General features: G+C 75.9%; 16 protein-coding genes. 5 read left to right on the forward strand and 11 right to left on the reverse strand.

The window, feature by feature from the left end:
• Positions 1-572: 572 nt before the first annotated feature.
• From mutM to recG, 8 genes are all read right to left on the reverse strand, one after another.
• Positions 573-1427, reverse strand: coding sequence for a bifunctional DNA-formamidopyrimidine glycosylase/DNA-(apurinic or apyrimidinic site) lyase (gene mutM / locus I003_RS0126910; protein ID WP_027774339.1), 855 nt, complete (start codon positions 1425-1427; stop codon positions 573-575).
• Positions 1428-1434: 7 nt separating this feature from the next.
• Complete coding sequence (gene rnc, locus I003_RS33390; RefSeq protein ID WP_078564428.1) at positions 1435-2364, reverse strand: ribonuclease III; 930 nt, start codon at positions 2362-2364, stop codon at positions 1435-1437.
• A gap of 18 nt (positions 2365-2382) precedes the next feature.
• The gene (gene rpmF / locus I003_RS0126920) at positions 2383-2556 is read right to left on the reverse strand and encodes a 50S ribosomal protein L32 (protein WP_018844671.1); all 174 of its coding nucleotides are present in this window, start codon (positions 2554-2556) and stop codon (positions 2383-2385) included.
• A 2-nt stretch (positions 2557-2558) separates the two neighbouring features.
• Positions 2559-3176 (reverse strand): YceD family protein, encoded by a 618-nt coding sequence (locus tag I003_RS0126925; protein ID WP_051368530.1) that lies wholly within the window; start codon positions 3174-3176, stop codon positions 2559-2561.
• Between the two features lie 175 nt (positions 3177-3351).
• The gene (locus I003_RS0126930; RefSeq protein ID WP_027774341.1) at positions 3352-4527 is read right to left on the reverse strand and encodes a hypothetical protein; all 1176 of its coding nucleotides are present in this window, start codon (positions 4525-4527) and stop codon (positions 3352-3354) included.
• Positions 4528-4551: 24 nt separating this feature from the next.
• Complete coding sequence (coaD, locus tag I003_RS0126935) at positions 4552-5061, reverse strand: pantetheine-phosphate adenylyltransferase (protein WP_078564431.1); 510 nt, start codon at positions 5059-5061, stop codon at positions 4552-4554.
• A gap of 58 nt (positions 5062-5119) precedes the next feature.
• Positions 5120-5695 (reverse strand): 16S rRNA (guanine(966)-N(2))-methyltransferase RsmD, encoded by a 576-nt coding sequence (gene rsmD / locus I003_RS0126940; RefSeq protein ID WP_027774343.1) that lies wholly within the window; start codon positions 5693-5695, stop codon positions 5120-5122.
• Positions 5696-5834: 139 nt separating this feature from the next.
• Positions 5835-8114, reverse strand: a complete 2280-nt coding sequence (recG, locus tag I003_RS0126945; RefSeq protein WP_027774344.1) for an ATP-dependent DNA helicase RecG — start codon at positions 8112-8114, stop codon at positions 5835-5837.
• A gap of 164 nt (positions 8115-8278) precedes the next feature.
• On the opposite strand from recG, the gene I003_RS0126950 reads away from it, so the two are divergent.
• Complete coding sequence (locus tag I003_RS0126950; RefSeq protein WP_027774345.1) at positions 8279-10177, forward strand: HSP90 family protein; 1899 nt, start codon at positions 8279-8281, stop codon at positions 10175-10177.
• On the forward strand, positions 10174-13506 hold the full coding sequence (locus I003_RS0126955; protein WP_027774346.1) for a tetratricopeptide repeat protein: 3333 nt from the start codon (positions 10174-10176) through the stop codon (positions 13504-13506). The genes I003_RS0126950 and I003_RS0126955 overlap by 4 nt, the downstream gene beginning before the upstream one ends.
• A gap of 58 nt (positions 13507-13564) precedes the next feature.
• Here the strand turns inward: I003_RS0126955 and I003_RS0126960 are convergent, their stop codons facing one another.
• The gene (locus I003_RS0126960; protein ID WP_027774347.1) at positions 13565-15265 is read right to left on the reverse strand and encodes a DAK2 domain-containing protein; all 1701 of its coding nucleotides are present in this window, start codon (positions 15263-15265) and stop codon (positions 13565-13567) included.
• A 220-nt stretch (positions 15266-15485) separates the two neighbouring features.
• Here I003_RS0126960 and rpmB point away from each other — a divergent pair, with 220 nt between their 5' ends.
• Positions 15486-15671 carry a 50S ribosomal protein L28 gene (gene rpmB, locus I003_RS0126965; protein WP_027774348.1) on the forward strand — a complete coding sequence of 62 codons (186 nt, stop codon included), beginning with the start codon at positions 15486-15488 and terminating at the stop codon, positions 15669-15671.
• An 85-nt stretch (positions 15672-15756) separates the two neighbouring features.
• On the opposite strand, the gene thiD is transcribed toward rpmB, so the two are convergent.
• Positions 15757-16638, reverse strand: coding sequence for a bifunctional hydroxymethylpyrimidine kinase/phosphomethylpyrimidine kinase (thiD, locus tag I003_RS0126970; RefSeq protein WP_037721860.1), 882 nt, complete (start codon positions 16636-16638; stop codon positions 15757-15759).
• The gene (locus I003_RS0126975) at positions 16631-17605 is read right to left on the reverse strand and encodes a thiamine-phosphate kinase (RefSeq protein ID WP_027774350.1); all 975 of its coding nucleotides are present in this window, start codon (positions 17603-17605) and stop codon (positions 16631-16633) included. The genes thiD and I003_RS0126975 overlap by 8 nt, the downstream gene beginning before the upstream one ends.
• A gap of 137 nt (positions 17606-17742) precedes the next feature.
• Between I003_RS0126975 and I003_RS0126980 the strand changes: the two genes are divergently transcribed.
• A complete protein-coding gene (locus I003_RS0126980; protein ID WP_018839656.1) occupies positions 17743-17976 on the forward strand; it encodes an Lrp/AsnC family transcriptional regulator in 234 nt (77 codons plus the stop codon).
• 23 nt (positions 17977-17999) lie between these two features.
• Complete coding sequence (locus I003_RS0126985) at positions 18000-18590, forward strand: DUF3515 domain-containing protein (RefSeq protein ID WP_027774351.1); 591 nt, start codon at positions 18000-18002, stop codon at positions 18588-18590.
• Positions 18591-18614: the final 24 nt, after the last annotated feature.

Consider the following 18614-nt stretch of genomic DNA (forward strand, 5'->3'; position numbering starts at 1 on the left):
ACGACACCGCCCCACCCCGACACCGACACCCCCGGACCCGCGCCCACCACGGACGACCCCGACGCGGGCACCCCGCACACCGGCCCACCCCACGCACCAACCCCCACCCCGACACGTACCCCCGCACCCGCCCCGCGCACACGACGGGCCGGTCGCCGGCGCCGGTCACCCTGGTTCACTGTCAGACCAGGCGCATACCCTTGGGCGGGCGTGAGGGGACGTGCGGTTCCGGGCAAACAACGGCGCCCACGACACCAACCTCCCGCAACACCGTTCCGGCCCTCGACACCGCTCTGCCCCCGCCACCATTCCACCCCCGGCACCGTTCCGGCCCTCGACACCGCTCTGCCCCCGGCACCGTCCGGCCCCGGCACCGTTCCAGCCCCGCCACCATTCCGCCCCCGACACCGTTCCGGCCCCCGGCACCGTCGCCCGCCCGATACCGGTCCCCCCACCGTCGCCAGCCCGGCAAGGGCCGCCGCCACGGCCGCCGGCCAGCCCCACACACCACCGCCCCGCCCTCCGCCCCCGGCGAACCGGCCGACGGGGCCACTCGGCGGCGGCCGGCCGCGTCAGGTGCGTGGCGGGCGCTGGCAGCGGGGGCAGAAGTAGCTGGAGCGGTTCATCCACGGGCGGCGGCGGATCGGGGTGCCGCAGCGGTGGCAGGGTTCGTCCTCGCGGCCGTAGGCGTCCAGCGAGAGGGCGAAGTAGCCGGACTCGCCGTTGACGTCGACGTAGAGGCTGTCGAAGCTCGTGCCGCCGACGTCGAGTGCGGCGTTCAGTACGGCGCGCACGTGGCTGAGCAGCTCCGCCGTACGGGGGCGGGTGAAGCCGGCGGTGGGGCGCTCGTAGTGGATGCGGGAGCGCCACAGGGCCTCGTCCGCGTATATGTTGCCGACGCCGCTGATCAGCGACTGGTTCAGCAGCGCCCGCTTGATCGTGGTCCGGCTGCTGCGCAGCGCCGCGTGGAAGGCCGCATCGTCGAACGCCGGGTCCAGCGGGTCGCGGGCGATGTGCGCGATGACGTCCGGCACTCCCCCGGCGGTGTTCGGGTGCAGCGACAGGCCGCCGAAGGTGCGCTGGTCGACGAAGCGCAGCTCCGTGTCCGTCTCGTCCGCGAAGCGGACCCGGATCCGCAGGTGCTTCTCGTCCGGTGCCCCCTCGGGCCGGATCAGCAACTGGCCGCTCATACCCAGGTGCGCGAGCACCGACTCCGCGCCGTCGGCCAGCGGGAGCCAGAGGTACTTGCCCCGGCGCCGGGGTTCCCCCAGCGCGTGCCCCGTCAGCCTGGCGGCGAAGTCGGCGGCGCCCGCGGGGTGCCTGCGTACGGAGCGGGGGTGCAGTACCTCGACGGACCCGACGCTCCGGCCCGCGACCCACTTCGCCAGGCCGCGGCGCACCACCTCGACCTCCGGCAGCTCCGGCATCGCCGCGCTACCGGTCGGCGGCCTGCGCCGCCCCGGCGGAACCCGCCGCGGCGTCGCCGTCCGCGGAGTCCTTCGCCTCCGCCGGCGCATCCGCGGAGGCGGGCGCACCCGCCGACGCGGACGGACCGGCCGGCGCAGCCGCCGGTGGGGACTCCGGTGTCGCGACCGCGGAGCCGTTGCTCCCGGCCGCGCCCCTGCCCGCCCCGCGATCCGTCCCGGTCGCGCTGATCGCGCGCCAGGCGGTGTCCGCCGCCTGCTGCTCCGCTTCCTTCTTGCTGCGGCCGGTGCCGGTGCCGTACGTGACACCACCGACGCGGGCGGCAGCCGTGAAGGTCTTCTCGTGATCCGGCCCGGTCTCGCTGACCAGGTACTCCGGCACGCCCAGTCCTCTGGCGGCCGTCAGCTCCTGCAGCGAGGTCTTCCAGTCCAGGCCCGCCCCGAGATTCGAGGACTTCTCGATCAGCGGGTCGAACAGCCGGTGCACCAGCTCCGACGCCGCCTGCAGTCCCTTGTCCAGGTAGACCGCGCCGATGACGGCCTCCAGCGTGTCCGCGAGGATCGACGCCTTGTCCCTGCCGCCCGTGCCCTCCTCGCCCCGGCCGAGCCGGATGAACGCGCCCAGGTCGAGCCCGCGGCTGACCTCGGCGAGCGCGCGCGAGTTGACCACCGCGGCCCGCAGCTTGGCCAACTGGCCCTCGGGCAGGTCGGGGTGGCCCCGGAACAGCGTGTCGGTGACCACCAGACCGAGCACCGAGTCCCCGAGGAACTCAAGCCGCTCGTTGGTGGGCAGACCGCCGTTCTCGTACGCGAACGAGCGGTGGGTGAGGGCGCGTACCAGAAGGGCGGGCTCGAGTTCGTACCCGAGCCGCTCTTCCAGGATCTTGGGGGACGAGGCTGTGTCGGCCGGCGCCTTCCGCGGCGAAGTGGCATCTGACATGAGCCTTCTCCCCGTCGCTCAGACCTCGAGGACCTGGCGGCGGTTGTACGTGCCGCAGTTCGGGCATGCGATGTGCTGCTGCTTCGGCTCGTGGCAGCGCTCGCATGCCACCAGGTGCGGGACCGCAGCCTTCCACTGCGACCGGCGGTGGCGCGTGTTGCTGCGCGACATCTTCCGCTTCGGAACGGCCACGGCTACTTCTCCTGCTTCTCGCCGGCGCCATCGTCAGCGCCGCTCGCATCGTCCTTCTCGCCGTCCGAGACGGTCTCGGCGAGTCCCTGCAACGCCGCCCACCGGGCGTCGACGACGTCGTGCCGGTGGTCCGGGTCGTCCGCGAGCCGCGCCCCGCAGTCGGGGCACAGGCCCGGGCAGTCCTCCCGGCACACCGGCTGCAGCGGCAGTGCGAGCACCACCGCGTCGCGCAGTTCCGGTTCGAGGTCGAACATGTCGTCCTCGAGGTACAGCGTCTCCTCCTCCGCGTCCGCCTCCTCGGCGTCCGCGGCGGAGCCGCCGCCGCGGGCCACACGGCCCCTGGCGTCGGTCTCCGGGTAGGAGTACAACTCCTGGAAGTCCACTCGAAGCTCCTGCCCGAGCGGCTCCAGACACCTTACGCACTCCCCCGTCGCCCGTGCCCGGGCGGTACCCGTGACGAGCACGCCCTCCATCACGGACTCGAGCCGCAGCTCCAGCTCGACGGGGTCGCCCTCCGGCACGCCCACGACCTCGTTGCCGAGGTCCTTGGGCGCCGGCACTTCGCGGGTCAGCCGCTTGAGCGTACCGGGACGGCGGCCCAGGTCCCGTGTGTCGAACACGAGAGGGGCGCGGTGGTCCGGATGGGCTTTCAGGGCTTTCCTGCTTTCGTGCACCCTGCACGTGGCGGGCAGGGACGGGCGCGATACGGCGAGGGTCCAGAATACTGGAGACCCCGCCCAGGACCCAATCCGGGCGCTGGTCCGCCGCCGGGGCCCGGCGGAGGCCCCCCGCGGCTCAGCGGCCCCGGTCGTCGTACTCCCGGAGCTGCGACATGTCGATCATGCTGGTGTCGAAGAGGCTCGTCTCGTCCAGCGCGGCGGGCGCCGGGGTGTAGCCGCCCTGCTGCGGCAGGTGCGGGTCGCCCTGCCCGTACGGCATCTGCTGCGCGGCGTCGGCGTACGCACCGCCCCCCGTCTGGTCCGGCTGCCCGGCCTGCTGCGGCCAGCCGTAGCCGGGGTCGGGCTGCTCGTAGCCCGGCTGGTAGCCGTGGCCGTAGTCCTGCGGGTAGTCCGGCTGCTCCGGCTGCGCGTAGCCGGTCTGGGCGTAGCCCTGGGCGCCGGTGGCGTCGTAGTACGCGGCGGCGGGCTGGGGGACGGCGTGCGGGGGCTGCTGGGCGGGCGGCGGCGGGACCGCGGGCCCTGAGGCGCCGCCGGGGCCGTGCGCCGGGCCGTCGGCCAGCTCGGCCAGCTCGGCGAGGTAGTTCTCGTCCGTCGTGCCCGCGTGCCCCGCACCCGGCTGCCCGAAGGTCTCGCCGAGCTGGTCCGTGGGCCGGGCGCCCTGGAGCTTCTGCCGGCCGCGGCCGACCGCCTCCAGGGTCTTGGTCAGCACCGACTGGAACGCCTGGAACTGCGCCTCGACGTAGGTGTCCGCGCGCCTGCGCTGCTCCTGCGGGTCGGCGCTGCGCTCCGGCGCCTCGCCGGCCGGGTCCTGGCCGTCGCCGAAAGCCTGCGGGTCGTCGTAGCCGGGGGCGCGGCCCAGCAGCTTGTCCCGGCCGCGGTCGACCGAACCGATGGTCTTGGTGAGGACGACCTCGAAGTTGGCGAGCTTGCTGTCGACGTAGTCGTCGGCCTCGGCGCTGATCTGCTCGGCCTCCTGGCGGGCCTCGCCGAGGATCCGGTCGGCCTCGGCCTGGGCGTGCCGGGCGACCTCGGTGTCGGAGATCAGCGCGCTGCGCCGGTTCTGCGCCTCTTCGAGGATCTGCTCGGCCTCCCGGCGGGCCTCCTCGACCAGTTGCTCGCGCCCGCCCAGCAACTGCTGCGCCTGGGCGAGCGACCCGGGCAGGGCCTCGCGCACCTCGTTCAGCATGCCGAGCAGCTCGGCGCGGTTGACCACGCACGACGCCGACATGGGCATGGACCGCGCGCCCTGCAGGGCCTCCGCGATCTCGTCGAGCTTCCTCTGCACGTCCATGGGGAAAAACTCTACGGCGCCCGGCTAGGAGTTGGTGAGGCGTTCGTCAAGTGCCCGGTTGACAACCGGGGGTACGAGGTGGGATACGTCACCGCCCCAGGTGGCGACCTCCTTGACCAGGCTGGAGGAGAGGAAGCTGTAGGTCGGGTTGGTGGGGACGAAGAGGGTCTCCACGCCCGACAGGCCGTTGTTCATCTGGGCCATCTGCAGCTCGTAGTCGAAGTCGCTGACGGCGCGCAGGCCCTTGACGATGGCGGGGATGTCGCGCTCCTTGCAGTAGTCCACCAGGAGGCCGTGGAAGCTCTCGACCTCCACGTTCCCGTACTCCGTCGTGCACTGGCGGATGAGGTCCATCCGCTCCTCGACGGTGAACATCCCCTTCTTCGACTTGTTGATCATCACGGCGACGTGCACGACGTCGTAGAGCTTCGAGGCCCGGGCGATGATGTCGAGATGCCCGTTGGTGATGGGGTCGAAGGACCCCGGACAGACGGCGCGGCGCAACGGAGGTTCCTCGCTCTCGGTTCCGGTCATGAGGGTCGTGGGGGTTTCGGTGCGGGTCCCGCGTCGGTGACGGGGACGGGGCGGGCGGTCATGGGGCCGGTGAGGCGGCGCGACCGTACCAGAGCGTGCCTTCGCCGTAGCGTCGGGCCCGCAGCCCCTCGAACCCGTCGGGCCAGGGGAATTCGCCTCCTCGGGTGCTGCGCTCCACGGTGACGAGCGCGGCCCGGGACAGCCAGTCGTGGGCACGGAGTGTGACGAGTATCTCGCCCACCGCGGCGTCGTCCACCTCGTACGGCGGGTCGAGGAAGACCACGTCGTACGGGTCCGGGGGCGGCGGCCCGGCGACGACCTGCTCGGCGCGGGCGGCGCGCACCTCGGCGCCGGGCAGGCCGAGGGCGCGGACGTTCTGCCGGATGACGCGTGCGGCGCGGGCGTCGGCCTCGACGAGCAGCGCGTGCCCGGCGCCGCGGGACAGCGCCTCCAGGCCGACGGCGCCGGACCCGCCGTACAGATCGAGGACGCGCAGGCCGTCGAGCGGGCCGAGCAGGGCCTGCCAGGTGGAGAAGAGACCCTCGCGGGCGCGGTCGGAGGTGGGCCGGGTGCCGGTGCCGGGCGGCACGGCCAGGCGCCGCCCGCCGGCTGTGCCGGCGATCACGCGGGTCATGGCTGCTGGGTGTCCTTGTCCTCACGGGCGCGGTCCATCCCACGATATGCCTCCGGGGCGACGGCCGCGGCGCCGCCCGTGGGGGCCGGGCGGCGGGGCCGGCACGGCGCCCCGTGCCGCCCCGGTCCCGGGCCCTGGCTCAGCCCTTGTCGAGGAACTGCTCCCGCTCGTCGTCCAGCAGGCTCGCCAGCGCGCCGCGCAGCTCCGGGTACGCGGCCAGCTCCGGGTCCTGCGCCACGATCGCCGCGGCGGCGTCCCGGGCCTCGGCGATGACGTCCTCGTCGTCGATGACGGCGAGCATCTTCAGACTGGAGCGGGCCCCGGACTGCGCCTGCCCCAGCACGTCCCCCTCGCGGCGCTGCTCCAGGTCGATACGGGAGAGCCGGAAGCCGTCCTGCGTGGCGGCGACCGCGTCCAGCCGGGTCCTGGCCGGCGTGCCCTCGGGCATCTCGGTGACCAGCAGGCAGAGGCCGGCGGCCGACCCGCGGCCGACCCGGCCGCGCAACTGGTGCAGTTGGGAGACGCCGAAGCGGTCGGCGTCCATGATGACCATGACGGTGGCGTTGGGGACGTCGACGCCGACCTCGACGACGGTCGTGGCGACCAGCACGTCCACCTCGCCGGCGGCGAAGCGGCGCATCACGTCGTCCTTGGCGTCCGGCTGCATCCGCCCGTGCAGCACCTCGACCGTCAGCCCCGCCAGCGGCGCCCCGGGGGCGGCGGAGAGCTGTGCGGCGACGTCGAGGACCGCCAGCGGCGGGCGCTTCTCCGCCTCGTCCTCCGGCGACGGCGCGTCCTTCGCTCCCCGCGCGCCCTTCGCGCCGGATCCGCCCTTCGCGCCCGTGCCGCCCCCGGTCTCCGTCTCCTCCGCGGAGTCGCCGATGCGCGGGCAGACGACGTACGCCTGGTGGCCGCCCTCGACCTCCTCACGCACCCGCTCCCAGGCGCGGGAGAGGAAGTGCGGCTTGTCGGCCGCCGGCACGACGTGGCTGGCGATCGGCGAACGCCCCGCCGGGAGCTGGTCGAGCACGGAGGTCTCCAGGTCGCCGAAGACCGTCATGGCGACCGTGCGCGGAATGGGCGTGGCGGTCATGACCAGCAGGTGCGGCGTGCGCCTGTCGTCCCCGCGGTTGCCTTTCGCGCGCAGCGCGTCCCGCTGCTCGACGCCGAAGCGGTGCTGCTCGTCGACGACGACGAGGCCCAGGTCGTGGAAGCGCACCTTGTCCTCGATCAGCGCGTGCGTCCCGACGACGATCCCGGCCTGGCCGGTGGCCAGGTCGAGCAGCGCCCTGCGGCGCGCCGCCGCGCCGGTGGAGCCGGTGAGCAGCTCGACCTTCGTGGCGTGCTCGGCGCCGCCGAGGAGGCCGGCCTCGGCCAGCTCGCCCATCATCCCGGTGATCGACCGGTGGTGCTGCTGCGCCAGCACCTCGGTCGGCGCGAGCATCGCGGCCTGTCCGCCCGCGTCCACGACGGCGAGCATCGCGCGCAGCGCCACGAGCGTCTTGCCGGAGCCCACCTCGCCCTGGAGCAGCCGGTGCATGGGGTGGTCGCCGGCCAGGTCGGCGAAGATGTCGGCGGAGACCCGCCGCTGCCCCTCGGTGAGGGTGAACGGCAGCCGGGCGTCGAAGTCCGCGAGCAGCCCCTCGGCGGGCGCCACCCGCGGCACCGCGGGCAACTGCCCGTCGGCGTGCCGCCGGCGGGCCAGGGCGACCTGGAGGACGAACGCCTCGTCCCACTTCAGCCGCTCCCGCGCCGCCCACAGGTCGGCCCTGGTCTTCGGCCGGTGCACCTTGACCAGCGCCTCACGCAGCGGTACGAGCCCGCGCTCGGCCCGCAGCGCCGCGGGCAGCGGGTCGGCGACGCCCTCCCAGCCGGTCGCCTCCAGCCCGTCCAGCACGGTGTCGACGGCCTGCTGAAGCTGCCAGGAGGCGAGCTGGCGGCACGCCGGGTACAGCGGGAGGAGCTTGCCGGCCCACTCGTCGGCCTCGGCGTCGGCCCCCGCGCCGTCCCGGCCGGAGAGCGGTTTGTAGTCGGGGTGGGCGAGCTGGCGCTTGCGGTTGAAGACGGTGACCTTGCCGGCGAAGAGGGCGCGCCGGCCGGGCAGCAGCTCCTTTTGCGGGTGGTACGCGCCGCGCCCGAAGAACACGAGGGTGAGCCGGCCGCTGCCGTCGGTGATGACCACTTCGAGCCGGCGCCCGCGGCCCGTACCGAGCATGGCGGCCTTCTCCACCTGTGCGACGACCGTGACGTGCTCGTCGGTCTCCAGGTCGGCCAGGCGCGTCAGCTCGCCGCGCTCGGCGTAGCGCCGGGGGTAGTGGTGCAGCAGGTCTCCGACCGTGTGCAGATCCAGGTGCTCCGCCATGGCCTTGGCGGTACGGTCGCCGACGGACTTCTTCAGGGGCTCTTCCAGCACGGACACGCGTCCATTGCACACCATCGGGCCGACAGAGCGTGGAAACCCTGGTAAGCCGGGCCCGCCCGGTCCTACGATGGTCCGCCCCGAACTCCCCTTCGCGATCACCGACGCCGATCGGGATCGCCCGACCCGCGCCGCCACGTCCACCCCCCGCCGGCGCTCTCGCGATGACTTCTGAGAACGCTGCGCCCACCGCGTCCCATACCTTCCAGGTCGACCTGCGCGGTCTGGTGGACCTGCTCTCCCACCATCTGTACTCGAGTCCGCGGGTCTACCTGCGCGAGCTGCTGCAGAACGCCGTCGACGCGGTCACCGCCCGCCGCGCGGCAGACCCCGGGGCGCCGGACCGGATCCGGCTGTACCCGGAGCCGGACGCGGGCGAGGCGCCCGTGGGCAGCGGCGGCCCGGCCGCCGGGCTGCGCGTCGAGGACAGCGGAGTGGGGCTCACCGAGGCGGAGGTGCACGAGCTGCTCGCCACCATCGGCCGCAGCTCCAAGCGCGCCGACGGCGTGGAGTCGGTGCGGGCGGGGTTCCTGGGCAGGTTCGGCATCGGCCTGCTCGCCTGCTTCCTGGTGGCCGAGCGGATCCGGGTGGTCAGCAGGTCGGCCCGGGTTCCCGGGGCGCCGCCGGTGGAGTGGACGGCGGCCGACGACGGTTCGTACGCGGTACGGACCCTCCCCCCGGCCGCCCGCCCCGAGCCCGGCACCACCGTGTACCTGACGCCGCGCCCCGGCTGCGCCGAGTGGTTCGAGCCCGCGCGCGTCACCGGCCTCGCCCGCGACTTCGGCTCGCTCCTGCCGTACGACGTGCGCGTCGGCGAGACGCCGGTCACCGAGCTGCCCGCCGTCTGGGACCGCCGGTACCCGGGCCCGGCCGCCCGCCGGTTGGCGCTCGCGGGCCACTGCCGGGAGGTCTTCGGCTTCACCCCGCTCGACGCCGTCGAGCTGGACGTCCCGCTCGCGGGCGTGCGCGGGGTCGCGTACGTGCTGCCGTCCGCCGTCAGTCCCGCCCGGCGCGCCGGGCACCGCGTGCATCTGAAGGGAATGCTGCTCACCACCCGGGCCGAAGGGCTGCTGCCCGACTGGGCGTTCTTCGTCCGCTGCGTCGTGGACACCGACAGCCTGCGCCCGACCGCCTCGCGGGAGGCCCTGTACGAGGACGAGACGCTGCTGGCCGTACGGGAGGCGCTCGGCGGCGCCGTACGCGACTGGCTGACGTCGCTGGCCACCGGCGACCCGGACCGGCTCACGCAGTTCCTCTCCGTGCACCACCTGGGCGTGAAGTCGCTGGCCCGGCACGACGAGGAGATGCTGCGCACGATGCTGCCGTGGCTGCCGTTCGAGACCACCGACGGGCAGGTGTCGCTCGCGGAGTTCGCGCAGCGCCACCCGGTGGTGCACTTCACCCGCAGCGTGGAGGAGTTCCGGCAGGTCGCGCCGATCGCCTCCGCACAGGGCATCGGCGTCGTCAACGGGGGCTACACCTACGACGCGGAGCTGGTCGAGCTGCTGCCCCGGGTGCGTCCCGGAACGGCGGTCGCCGAGCTGGACCCGGACACCGTCACCGCGCACCTCGACAGTGTCGATCCGGCCGAGGAGCTGGCCCTGTCGGGCTTCCTCGGAGTCGCCCGCGCCCGCCTCGACCCGCTCGCCTGCGACGTCGTGCTGCGCGCCTTCCACCCGCTGACGGTGCCCGCACTCCACCTCGACGACCGCGCCGCGCGGCACGAACGTGCCCGCGCGGACGAGGAGGAGCAGGCCGACGAGCTGTGGGCGGACATCCTCGGCAGCCTGCGCGGCGGCGCCCCGCGCGCCCGGCTCGTCCTGAACCACCGCAGCCCGCTGGTGCGCCGGATAGGCGCCCTCGGCGCCCCCGAGCTGGTCGGCAGCGCGGTCGAGGCGCTGTACGGGCAGGCGCTGCTGATGGCGCAGCGCCCGCTGCGGCCGGCCGACTCGGCGCTGCTGAACCGGGCGTTCGCCGGTCTGCTGGAGTGGGCGACGCACCCGCCGGGGGCGGCGGACCATGGCGGCGACGAGCGCGGCGCCGACGGGGAGGAGGCGAGATGAGCGCCGGTGCCCCCTCGCCGGCGCCCGCCGGGCCGCCCGCCGACCTCACCGCCTTCCGTCAGGCCCTGCACGACAACGCGCAGGAGCCCGAGGGCCCCGGCCGCAACGCGGGCGCGGAGCGGCTGCTCGCCGAGGCGGAGCGGACGGGCCGGCCCGCGTTCGTCGTCGAGGGCCTGATCCACCTGCTGCAGACGTACAACTTCAGCTCCGAGCAGGACAAGATGTTCGTCCCCTTCGCGCGCCTGCTGCGCATGTGGGACGAGCATCCCGGGGACTTCGACGAGGAGGACACCCACCACCTGTTCTGGATGTTCAAGTGGGTCTCCGCCGGGATGACGGACCAGCCGCACATCCCGGTGGCGGCGATGGAGAAGTGGCTCGCCGAGATGGAGCGCCGCTACCGCCTGGCGGGGCACAGCGAACGCGCCGTACGGCAGGCGGAGTACCACATCGCCGAGCACATCGGCGACGACGCACGCGCCGCCCGCGCGTACGCGGCCTGGTGCGCCGCGGAGCGCGACGCCATGAGCGACTGCCACGCCTGCGAGCTACGCGCCCAGGGCGGCCGGGAGGCGGGGCACGGCAACGACGCCGCGGCGCTGGAGCTGTGGGCGCCGGTACTCGACGGCGTGCAGGCCTGCGTGCACGAGCCGCACGCCACGCTCGCGGAGTCCCTGCTGCCGCTGCTGCGGCTGGGCCGCACCGACGAGGCCCGGGCCAACCATCTGCGCGGGCACCGGATGGTGCGGCGGATGGAGAGCATGCGGTTCGCGTTCGCCCGGCACGTGGAGTTCTGCGCGCTGACGGGCAACGAGGCGCGGGGGCTTGAGCTGCTGGCGGAGCGGCCGGCGTATCTGGCGGACCGGGGGGAGCCGTCGAGCCTCATGGCGTACCTGGCGGTCACGGCGCTGCTGACGCGGCGGCTGACCGGGCTGGGCCTGGGCGGGGAGCGGGTGGTGGGCCCGCCGGGTGCCGGGAGCGCGGGCCGGGAGTGGACGGTCACGGAGCTGCGGGCGTACGCGGAGCGGGAGGCGCTGGCGCTCGCCGGCCGCTTCGACGCGCGCAACGGCACGGCGGCGGTGTCGGCGACCGTGCGCGAGCGGATGACGCGGGCGCCGCTGGCGGAGCGGCTGCCGCTGGGGTTACGTGTGCGCCGGGTGGGGCGGGCCGGCGTGGCCCCCGCGGCCGGCCGCGCCGCCGCTCCCCCGGCCGCCGCCGGGGCGCAGGCCGCGGCTGTGGGAGTGGCGGAGCTGCTGGAGAGGGCCCGGGAGCGGACGGAGGCCCGCCACCCCGACGCGGTACGGGCCTGGGCGGACGCGGCGCGCGCGGCGGCGGAGGCCGGCACCGGGCTGACCGCGCGCGACCGCGCGGAGGCCGCCGCCCACCGCGCGATGGACCCCGGGAGGCCGGACGGCGAGGCCGCGGCCCTGTTCCGGACGGCGGCCGGGCTGTTCGAGGCCGCGGACGATCCGGGCCAGGCCGCGGCGACGCGGGCCCGCGCGGCGTCCGCCCTCGCGCACGCCGGCCGCACGGACGACGCCCTGGCGGCCGTCGCCGAGCCCTGCGCCCGTGCGCTGGCACTGCACGCCGAGGGCCGCGCCACGGCCGCCCAGGCGGCGACCGCGCTGATCTGCCGGGCCCGTATCCACATCCTGCACGGCGAAGGCGCGGCGCCGGGCGGAGCGCGCCCGCCGGAGCCCGGTTCCCGGAGCACGGGCCCCGGCGGGACCGGCGGGCCCGCGCACGCCGCCCCCGGCGGGCGGCCCGCCGCGGGCGCGGGCGCTCCCCGCACCGCCGAGGAGGCGGTGGCCGCGGTGCTGGACTTCGCCGCGCCGTACGCGGACGATCCGCCGGTCGCCGGCCGGATCGCCGAGGCGTACGAACTCCGGGCCGAACTCGCCGCCCGCCGGGGCGAGACGGAGCGGGCCGCCGCGCTGTACGCGCGGGCGGCCGACGGGTACGACACGGCGGGCGTGCCCTGGTACGCGGTGCGGGCCCGGTCCGCGCTCACCGCCCTCGCCTCCCTGCTCGGCGACCGCGAAACCGCCGAGCGCGCCGCCCGGGCCGCGCTGGAGCACAGCGCCGCGTACGGCCGCTCCGCCGGGCAGGCGGGACTGCACCTCCAGCTCGCCGACATCCTCTGCAGCGCCGGCCGCGACGAGGAAGGCGCCGAGCACCTGCTCGAAGCCGCCCTGTGGGCCGACGAGGCCGGCGACTCCGACCGGACGGGCGCCTGGGCCCGCCACCACCTCGGCGGCGCCCTGCTGCGCCTCGGCCGTCCGGCGGAGGCGGCGGCGGTGCTGGAGGACGCGCTCGGCGAGCTGAGCGCGGAGCTGCACGGCGAGGGGTCCGTGGTCCAGGCCCGCCGGTGGCTGGGGGACGCCGTGGGGCGGCTCGGGGAGCACCAGCAGGCGGCCGAGCAGTATGTGCTGGCCGCGGAGATCGCCGCGGGCTGGGACCGCGACGGCGCCCGCGACCACGCGATGCTGGCGACGCTGGCCGCGCAGTCCCTCAACGCGGCGGATCTGGACGCCCAGGCCGACCGCGCGTACGAGCGTGCGGGCACGCTGTGGCGGGAGCTGGGCGACGTCCCGGCGCTGATCCGCACGATGAGGGCCCGCGCCTGGCTGGCGCTCCGGCCGGGCAGGGCGGGGGCGGCGGCGGGCCGCGCGCTGATGGAGCAGGCGGAGCAGGAGCTGACGACGGCCCTGGGCGAGATGCCCGGGCCCGGCGGCCGGCCCGGTCCGGCGGGCGGTGCCGGCCCCACGGGTGGTGCCGGTCCGGGAAGTCAGGCGGAGGCCGCGGGGGCAGCGGACGCGGCCTCCGGGCCGGGCGACCCGGAGAGGGCCGGTCCCCGGCCGCCGGAAAACGGGGATCCGCGACGGGACACCGCCGGTGGGCACGGCCCGGCGGGCCCCGGGGCCGCCGGGCCGTCCCCTGTCCGGGGCGGGCGCCGCGACGTCCTGCTCGCCGAACTCGCGGCCACGCACCGGCAGACCGGGGACCTGATCACCGCCGCCCCCGGGCTCACGCCGCACGATTCCGACGAGGCCGCCGCCGCCACCGCCCGCGCCGCGTACGAAGAGGGTCTGGCCCACGTCGTACGCGCCGTGGCGGGCTTCGCCGAGCTGGGCCCGGAGTGCCTCGACGAGTACACCGGGGCCCAACTGCTCGCCGCCTGGCTGGAGGCCGACCTCGGCCGCCCCGGGGCGGCGGCGGAACGCGCCCGCGCGGTGCTCGCGGCGTACCCGGACGGCGGCGCCGCGACCGAGACCGCGCAGTCCCGCCTCAACGAGGCCCGGGCGCTGCTGGAGTACGCGGAGGGCTGAGGGCGGCCGGGCCGGATCGCCGCACCGCCCCGCGCCGTCCGGCCACGCCGTGCCCGCGCTACTCCACCCCGATCAGCAGCGGCGCCGACTGGCTCCCGCCGTCGTACACCACCGTGTCCACCGCCAGATGTGCGCCGCGTACGTGCTCCTCCAGCCGGGCGGCGAAGCCCGCGGGCAGGTCCGGGCCCAGCACCAGCGTGACCAACTCGCCGCCGCCCGCCAGCATCCGGTCCAGCACCGCCTCCGCGGTCTCCGCGAGGTCGCCGCCGACGACCGCCACGTCGCCCTCCACCACCCCGAGCACGTCCCCGGGGCGGCAGATCCCCGCCGTCGTCCAGGCCTCCTGTTCCGCGACCGCCAGTTCCGCGTGCCGAGTGGCGCCGGCCGCGGTCGTCATGGAGACGACGTCCTCGTCGAACCGCCGCCCCGGATCGTGCACCGCCAGCGCCGCCAGGCCCTGGACCGCCGCGCGCGTGGGGATGAGGGCCGCGCGTACGCCGGAGGCGCGCGCCTCCTCCACCGCCACGGCGGCGGTGTGCCTCAACTCGGCGTCGTTGGGCAGCAGTACGACCTCCGGAGCGCCCGTGATCCGCATCGCCTCCGCCAGTTCCCCGCTCGCGGGCGGCTCCCCCTCCCGTACGGTCACCACCCCCGCGCCCGCCTGGGCGCACAGGGCCGCCAGCCCGTCGCCGGGCACGACGGCGACGACCGCCCTGCCCCCGGGCTCGCGGGCGACGGCCCGCGCGGGCGCGCCGGAGGCGGCGCCGGCCGGGAGATGGGTGATCTGGATGCGGTACGGGCGCCCCGCCTCGACGCCCGCCTCGACGGCGGCACCGGCGTCGTCGACGTGCACGTGCACCCGCCACAGCCCGTCGCCGCCGACGACGACGAGGGAGTCGCCGAGTGCGTCGAGCCGCGGCCGGAGCCGGGCGACGGCCTCGCCGGCGGCCTCCAGCAGGTAGATCACCTCGTACGCGGGGCCGCCGCCGTCCGGCGCCGCGCAGGCGCCGTCGTCGTGGCGGGCGGCGGTCCTGCGGTTCCCCGGGCCGCGGCCGGCCGGGCCCTCGGGCCCCAGCTCCGTGGGGCGGGCGGCGCCGCTCAGCGCGTCGGCGAGCGTGCCCAGCACCGCCACCAGCCCCAGCCCGCCGGCGTCCACGACGCCCGCCCGGCGCAACGCCTCCAGTTGCCCGGTCGTCGCGGCCAGCGCCTCCCGGGCACCGTCGTACGCGCCGCGCGCGGCCCGCGCCGCGCCGCCCGCGGTGGAGCGCCCGGCCGCCTCGGCGGCGGCGTCGGCGACCGTCAGCATCGTGCCCTCGACCGGATGCTCCACCGCCGCCCGCGCCGCGTCCGCGCCCCGCCGCAGCGCGACGGCCAGCAGCTCACCGTCCCCGGCCCCGGAACCCGGGCCGGCACCCGCCTCCGCCACCACCGCGCCGGTCAGCCCGCGCAGCAGCTCCGCCAGGATCGTCCCCGAGTTGCCCCGCGCCCCGATCAGCGCGCCGTGCGCCATCGCCCGCAGGACGTCCGCCACCGCCGGCTCCACGCCGCCGCCGGGGCCCGCGCTCTCCGCCACGAACGCCCCGTACACCGCGTCCACCGCCTGCGCCGCCGACTCCACCGTCAGATACAGGTTCGTCCCGGTGTCGCCGTCGGCGACCGGGAAGACGTTGACGGCGTCGATCTCCTCCCGGCCGCGGCCCAGCGCCTCCAGGGCCAGGACGCACCAGGCCCGCACGGAAGCGGCGTCGAGCACCTGCACAACCCCCTCGGAACGGACGACGGCAAGGCCGGGTACGGTGTAGCCGCAGCGTAGCGGCTGGACCGGCGATTTCCTCCGCCGGGAAGCCCCGTAGTATGCTGCGCAGGTTGCCCGGTCCCGTACCGGGCCTTCCTTCCCCGGCACGGCCGGCCTGCTCCTTCCGGAGGAGGGCGTGCCGCCGGGATCCGACCGTACGTGCATCAGAAGCTTGGAGTGACCCGTGGCTGCCAACTGCGACGTCTGTGGCAAGGGGCCGGGCTTCGGCAACGCCATCTCCCACTCGCACCGCCGCACCCGCCGCCGCTGGAACCCCAACATCCAGCGGGTGCGCGCCGTGGTCGGGGGGACGCCGAAGCGCCTCAACGCCTGCACCTCGTGCATCAAGGCGGGCAAGGTCTCGCGCTGACGTAGCGCAGCCGCCCACGCACGGCGAGCCGGTCCACCGCGGGGTGGGCCGGCTCTCTCGCGTCCGCCGCGTCCGCGTGACGCCGTCAGGCCGTACGCACCCCGGCGCCGCCGTCCGTGCGCCACCGCCACCCGTGGTCCACCGGCCCCGTCCCCTCCCCCAGCGGAAACCCGCCGGCGATGGCCCCTGTGACGTACTCCTTGGCCGCCGCCACCGCCTCCGGCACCCGCCGGCCCCGCGCCAGATATGCGGCGATCGCGCTCGCCAGCGTGCAGCCCGTGCCGTGGGTGTGCCGCACGGGCAGCCGGGGCGCGCGCAGCCAGTGCTCCTCGGTGCCGTCCGTCAGCAGATCCACGGCATCCGCGCCGGGCGCGGCATCCGCCGCGTCCCCGCCGCCGTCCGCCGCCAGATGGCCGCCCTTGACCAGTGCCCACCGCGGCCCGTACGTGAGCAGCGCCGCCGCCGCCCGCGGCATGTCCGCCTCGCCGGCCACCCGTATCCCCGTCAGCCACGCCACCTCGGCCAGGTTCGGGGTGACGACGGTCGCCGCCGGCAGCAGCCGGGTGCGCACCACGTCCAGTGCCTCGGCCGCCAGCAGCCGGTCGCCGTGGGTGGAGACGCCGACGGGATCGACCACGACCGGCGCGGGCGTCCCGTCCAGCAGGTCCGCGACCGCCGCCACCGTCTCGGCGCCGGCGAGCATTCCGGTCTTCACGGCCTGGACGCCGGCGTCGTCGGCGACGCTGCGGAACTGGGCCCGCACCGCCGCCACGGGCAGCGGCCAACTGCCCTGCACCCCCAGGGAGTTCTGCGCGGTCACGGCGGTGACGACGCTCATTCCGTGCACGCCGAGCGCGAGCATCGTCTTCAGGTCGGCCTGGATGCCCGCGCCACCGCCGGAGTCGGACCCGGCGACGGTCAGCACCCGCGGCGGCGTGCTCCCGCCCCCGCCCGCCGGCTCACCCACCGAAGTGGTCCCAGCCCGCCGTGCCCCGCCACGGCTCGCCGTCCACGGTCACCTGGGCCGCCGCCGACGGCGCCTGCACCTCGCCCACGACCCGCCACCGCGCCGGCAGCTTCACCTGCGGCGGGAACGTGGCCACGATCGCGTGGTCCTCGCCGCCGGTCAGCACCCACTGCAGTGGGTCCACGCCCACCGCCTTGCCGATGTCCGCCATCTGTCCGGGCACGTCGAGGGCCGCGGTGCGGATGTCGATACGGACCTTCCCCGCCGCCGCGACGTGCCCGAGGTCGGCCAGCAGCCCGTCGCTGACGTCCGTCATCGACGTGGCGCCGAGCCCGGCCGCCGCCGGGCCCGCCTGGTACGGCGGTTCGGGGCGGCGGTGGGCCTCGACGAAGGCGCGGGGCGAGCGGAAGCCGCGGGCCAGCACGGCGTGGCCGGCCGCGGACCAGCCGAGCCAGCCCGTCACCGCCACCACGTCGCCGGGGCGGGCGCCGGCGCGGGTGACCGGCTCGTGGCCCTGCATGTCACCGAGCGCGGTGATCGCCAGGGTGATGGCGTCGCCCCGGACGACGTCGCCGCCGACCACGGCGGCGCCGGCGACCTGGCACTCGTCGCGCAGCCCGTCCATCAGCTCCGCCGGCCAGGTGACGAGCAGGTCGGCCGGGACGACGAGGCCGAGGAGCAGGGCCGTGGGGACGGCGCCCATGGCGGCGATATCGGCGAGGTTCTGGGCGGCGGACTTGCGGCCCACGTCGTACGCCGTCGACCAGTCGCGGCGGAAGTGTCGGCCCTCGATCAGCACGTCGGTGCTGGCCACGACCCGGCGGTCGGGGGCGGTGATCACCGCCGCGTCGTCCCCGGGGCCGACCCGCACCGCCGGCGTGGTGGTCAGCCGGGACGTCAGCTCCCGGATGAGCCCGAACTCGCCCAGCTCCCCGACGGTGCCCTGCCCCTGCCCGTGGCCCCTCATCGGATCGTTCCCTCCGTCAACCCGGCGCCCGCGACCTCGCCCGTCATGGCCGGTCCCGACCCTCCCGCGCCGGCCGGACTACGCGATACGGTGGCGTTTCTCCCCCCATGATCCTCGAAGCCGCCCCTGGAGGTCCCGTGGTACAGGCGTACATCCTGATCCAGACCGAGGTCGGCAAGGCGTCGGCCGTCGCCGAAGTGATCGCCAAGATCCCCGGAGTGATCCAGGCCGAGGACGTCACCGGCCCGTACGACGTGATCGTGCGCGCCCAGGCGGACACCGTCGACGAGCTCGGCCGGCTCGTGGTCGCCAGAGTCCAGCAGGTGTCGGGTATCACCCGGACCCTGACCTGTCCGGTCGTCCATCTCTAGACCCCCCGTATGCTCGGCCGGTGATGACGCCGAGCACCCCGCCCACGACCGGCTCCGCCACCCGGCGCCGCGGCGCCGCGCACCGCGGTACCCGGAGCGACCGCCCCGCCCTGCACTTCCGCCCCACCCGGCCATACCGCTCCGCTCTCCGCCTGCCCGCCGCGCTCCTGCTGCTCGCCGCCCCGCTCGCCTGTTCCGGGGGCGGCGGCGCGCCGCAGGTGGCCGTGCCGACCCCGCAGGGGAAGGCCGTGGACCACTGCCGCGAGCTCGCCGACCGGCTGCCCGGCACCGTCGACGGCCAGAAGCGCCGCGAGACCGATCCGGTCTCGGCGCTGACCGCCGGGTGGGGTGACCCGGCCGTCGAGCTGCGCTGCGGCGTGCCCAGGCCGGAGGTGCTCACGCCCGGAAGTGAACACTACAACCCCACCGCCGACACGGTGAGCGTGAACGGCGTCGACTGGCTGTACGAGGACCTGGACGACGGGGCCCGCTTCATCACCACGCAGCGCGCCGCGTTCGTGGAAGTCACCGTGCCCGGTGCGTACGCGCCCGAGGTGAACGCCCTGACGGACCTGGCGGACGCGGTCGGCAGGTCCGTTCCGGGCACGCTCTGACGCGCTGCCTGCAGGGCACCGCGG

This window comes from Streptomyces sp. CNQ329, from assembly GCF_000482585.1.

Excerpts from the sequence above, each read along its gene's own strand:
- rsmD (WP_027774343.1), bottom strand. The coding sequence starts at position 5,695 with ATGACCCGCGTGATCGCCGGCACAGCCGGCGGGCGGCGCCTGGCCGTG.
- I003_RS0126955 (WP_027774346.1), top strand. The coding sequence starts at position 10,174 with ATGAGCGCCGGTGCCCCCTCGCCGGCGCCCGCCGGGCCGCCCGCCGAC.
- coaD (WP_078564431.1), bottom strand. The coding sequence starts at position 5,061 with ATGACCGGAACCGAGAGCGAGGAACCTCCGTTGCGCCGCGCCGTCTGT.
- I003_RS0126950 (WP_027774345.1), top strand. The coding sequence starts at position 8,279 with ATGACTTCTGAGAACGCTGCGCCCACCGCGTCCCATACCTTCCAGGTC.
- I003_RS0126975 (WP_027774350.1), bottom strand. The coding sequence starts at position 17,605 with ATGAGGGGCCACGGGCAGGGGCAGGGCACCGTCGGGGAGCTGGGCGAG.
- rnc (WP_078564428.1), bottom strand. The coding sequence starts at position 2,364 with ATGTCAGATGCCACTTCGCCGCGGAAGGCGCCGGCCGACACAGCCTCG.
- I003_RS0126985 (WP_027774351.1), top strand. The coding sequence starts at position 18,000 with ATGACGCCGAGCACCCCGCCCACGACCGGCTCCGCCACCCGGCGCCGC.
- mutM (WP_027774339.1), bottom strand. The coding sequence starts at position 1,427 with ATGCCGGAGCTGCCGGAGGTCGAGGTGGTGCGCCGCGGCCTGGCGAAG.
- I003_RS0126930 (WP_027774341.1), bottom strand. The coding sequence starts at position 4,527 with ATGGACGTGCAGAGGAAGCTCGACGAGATCGCGGAGGCCCTGCAGGGC.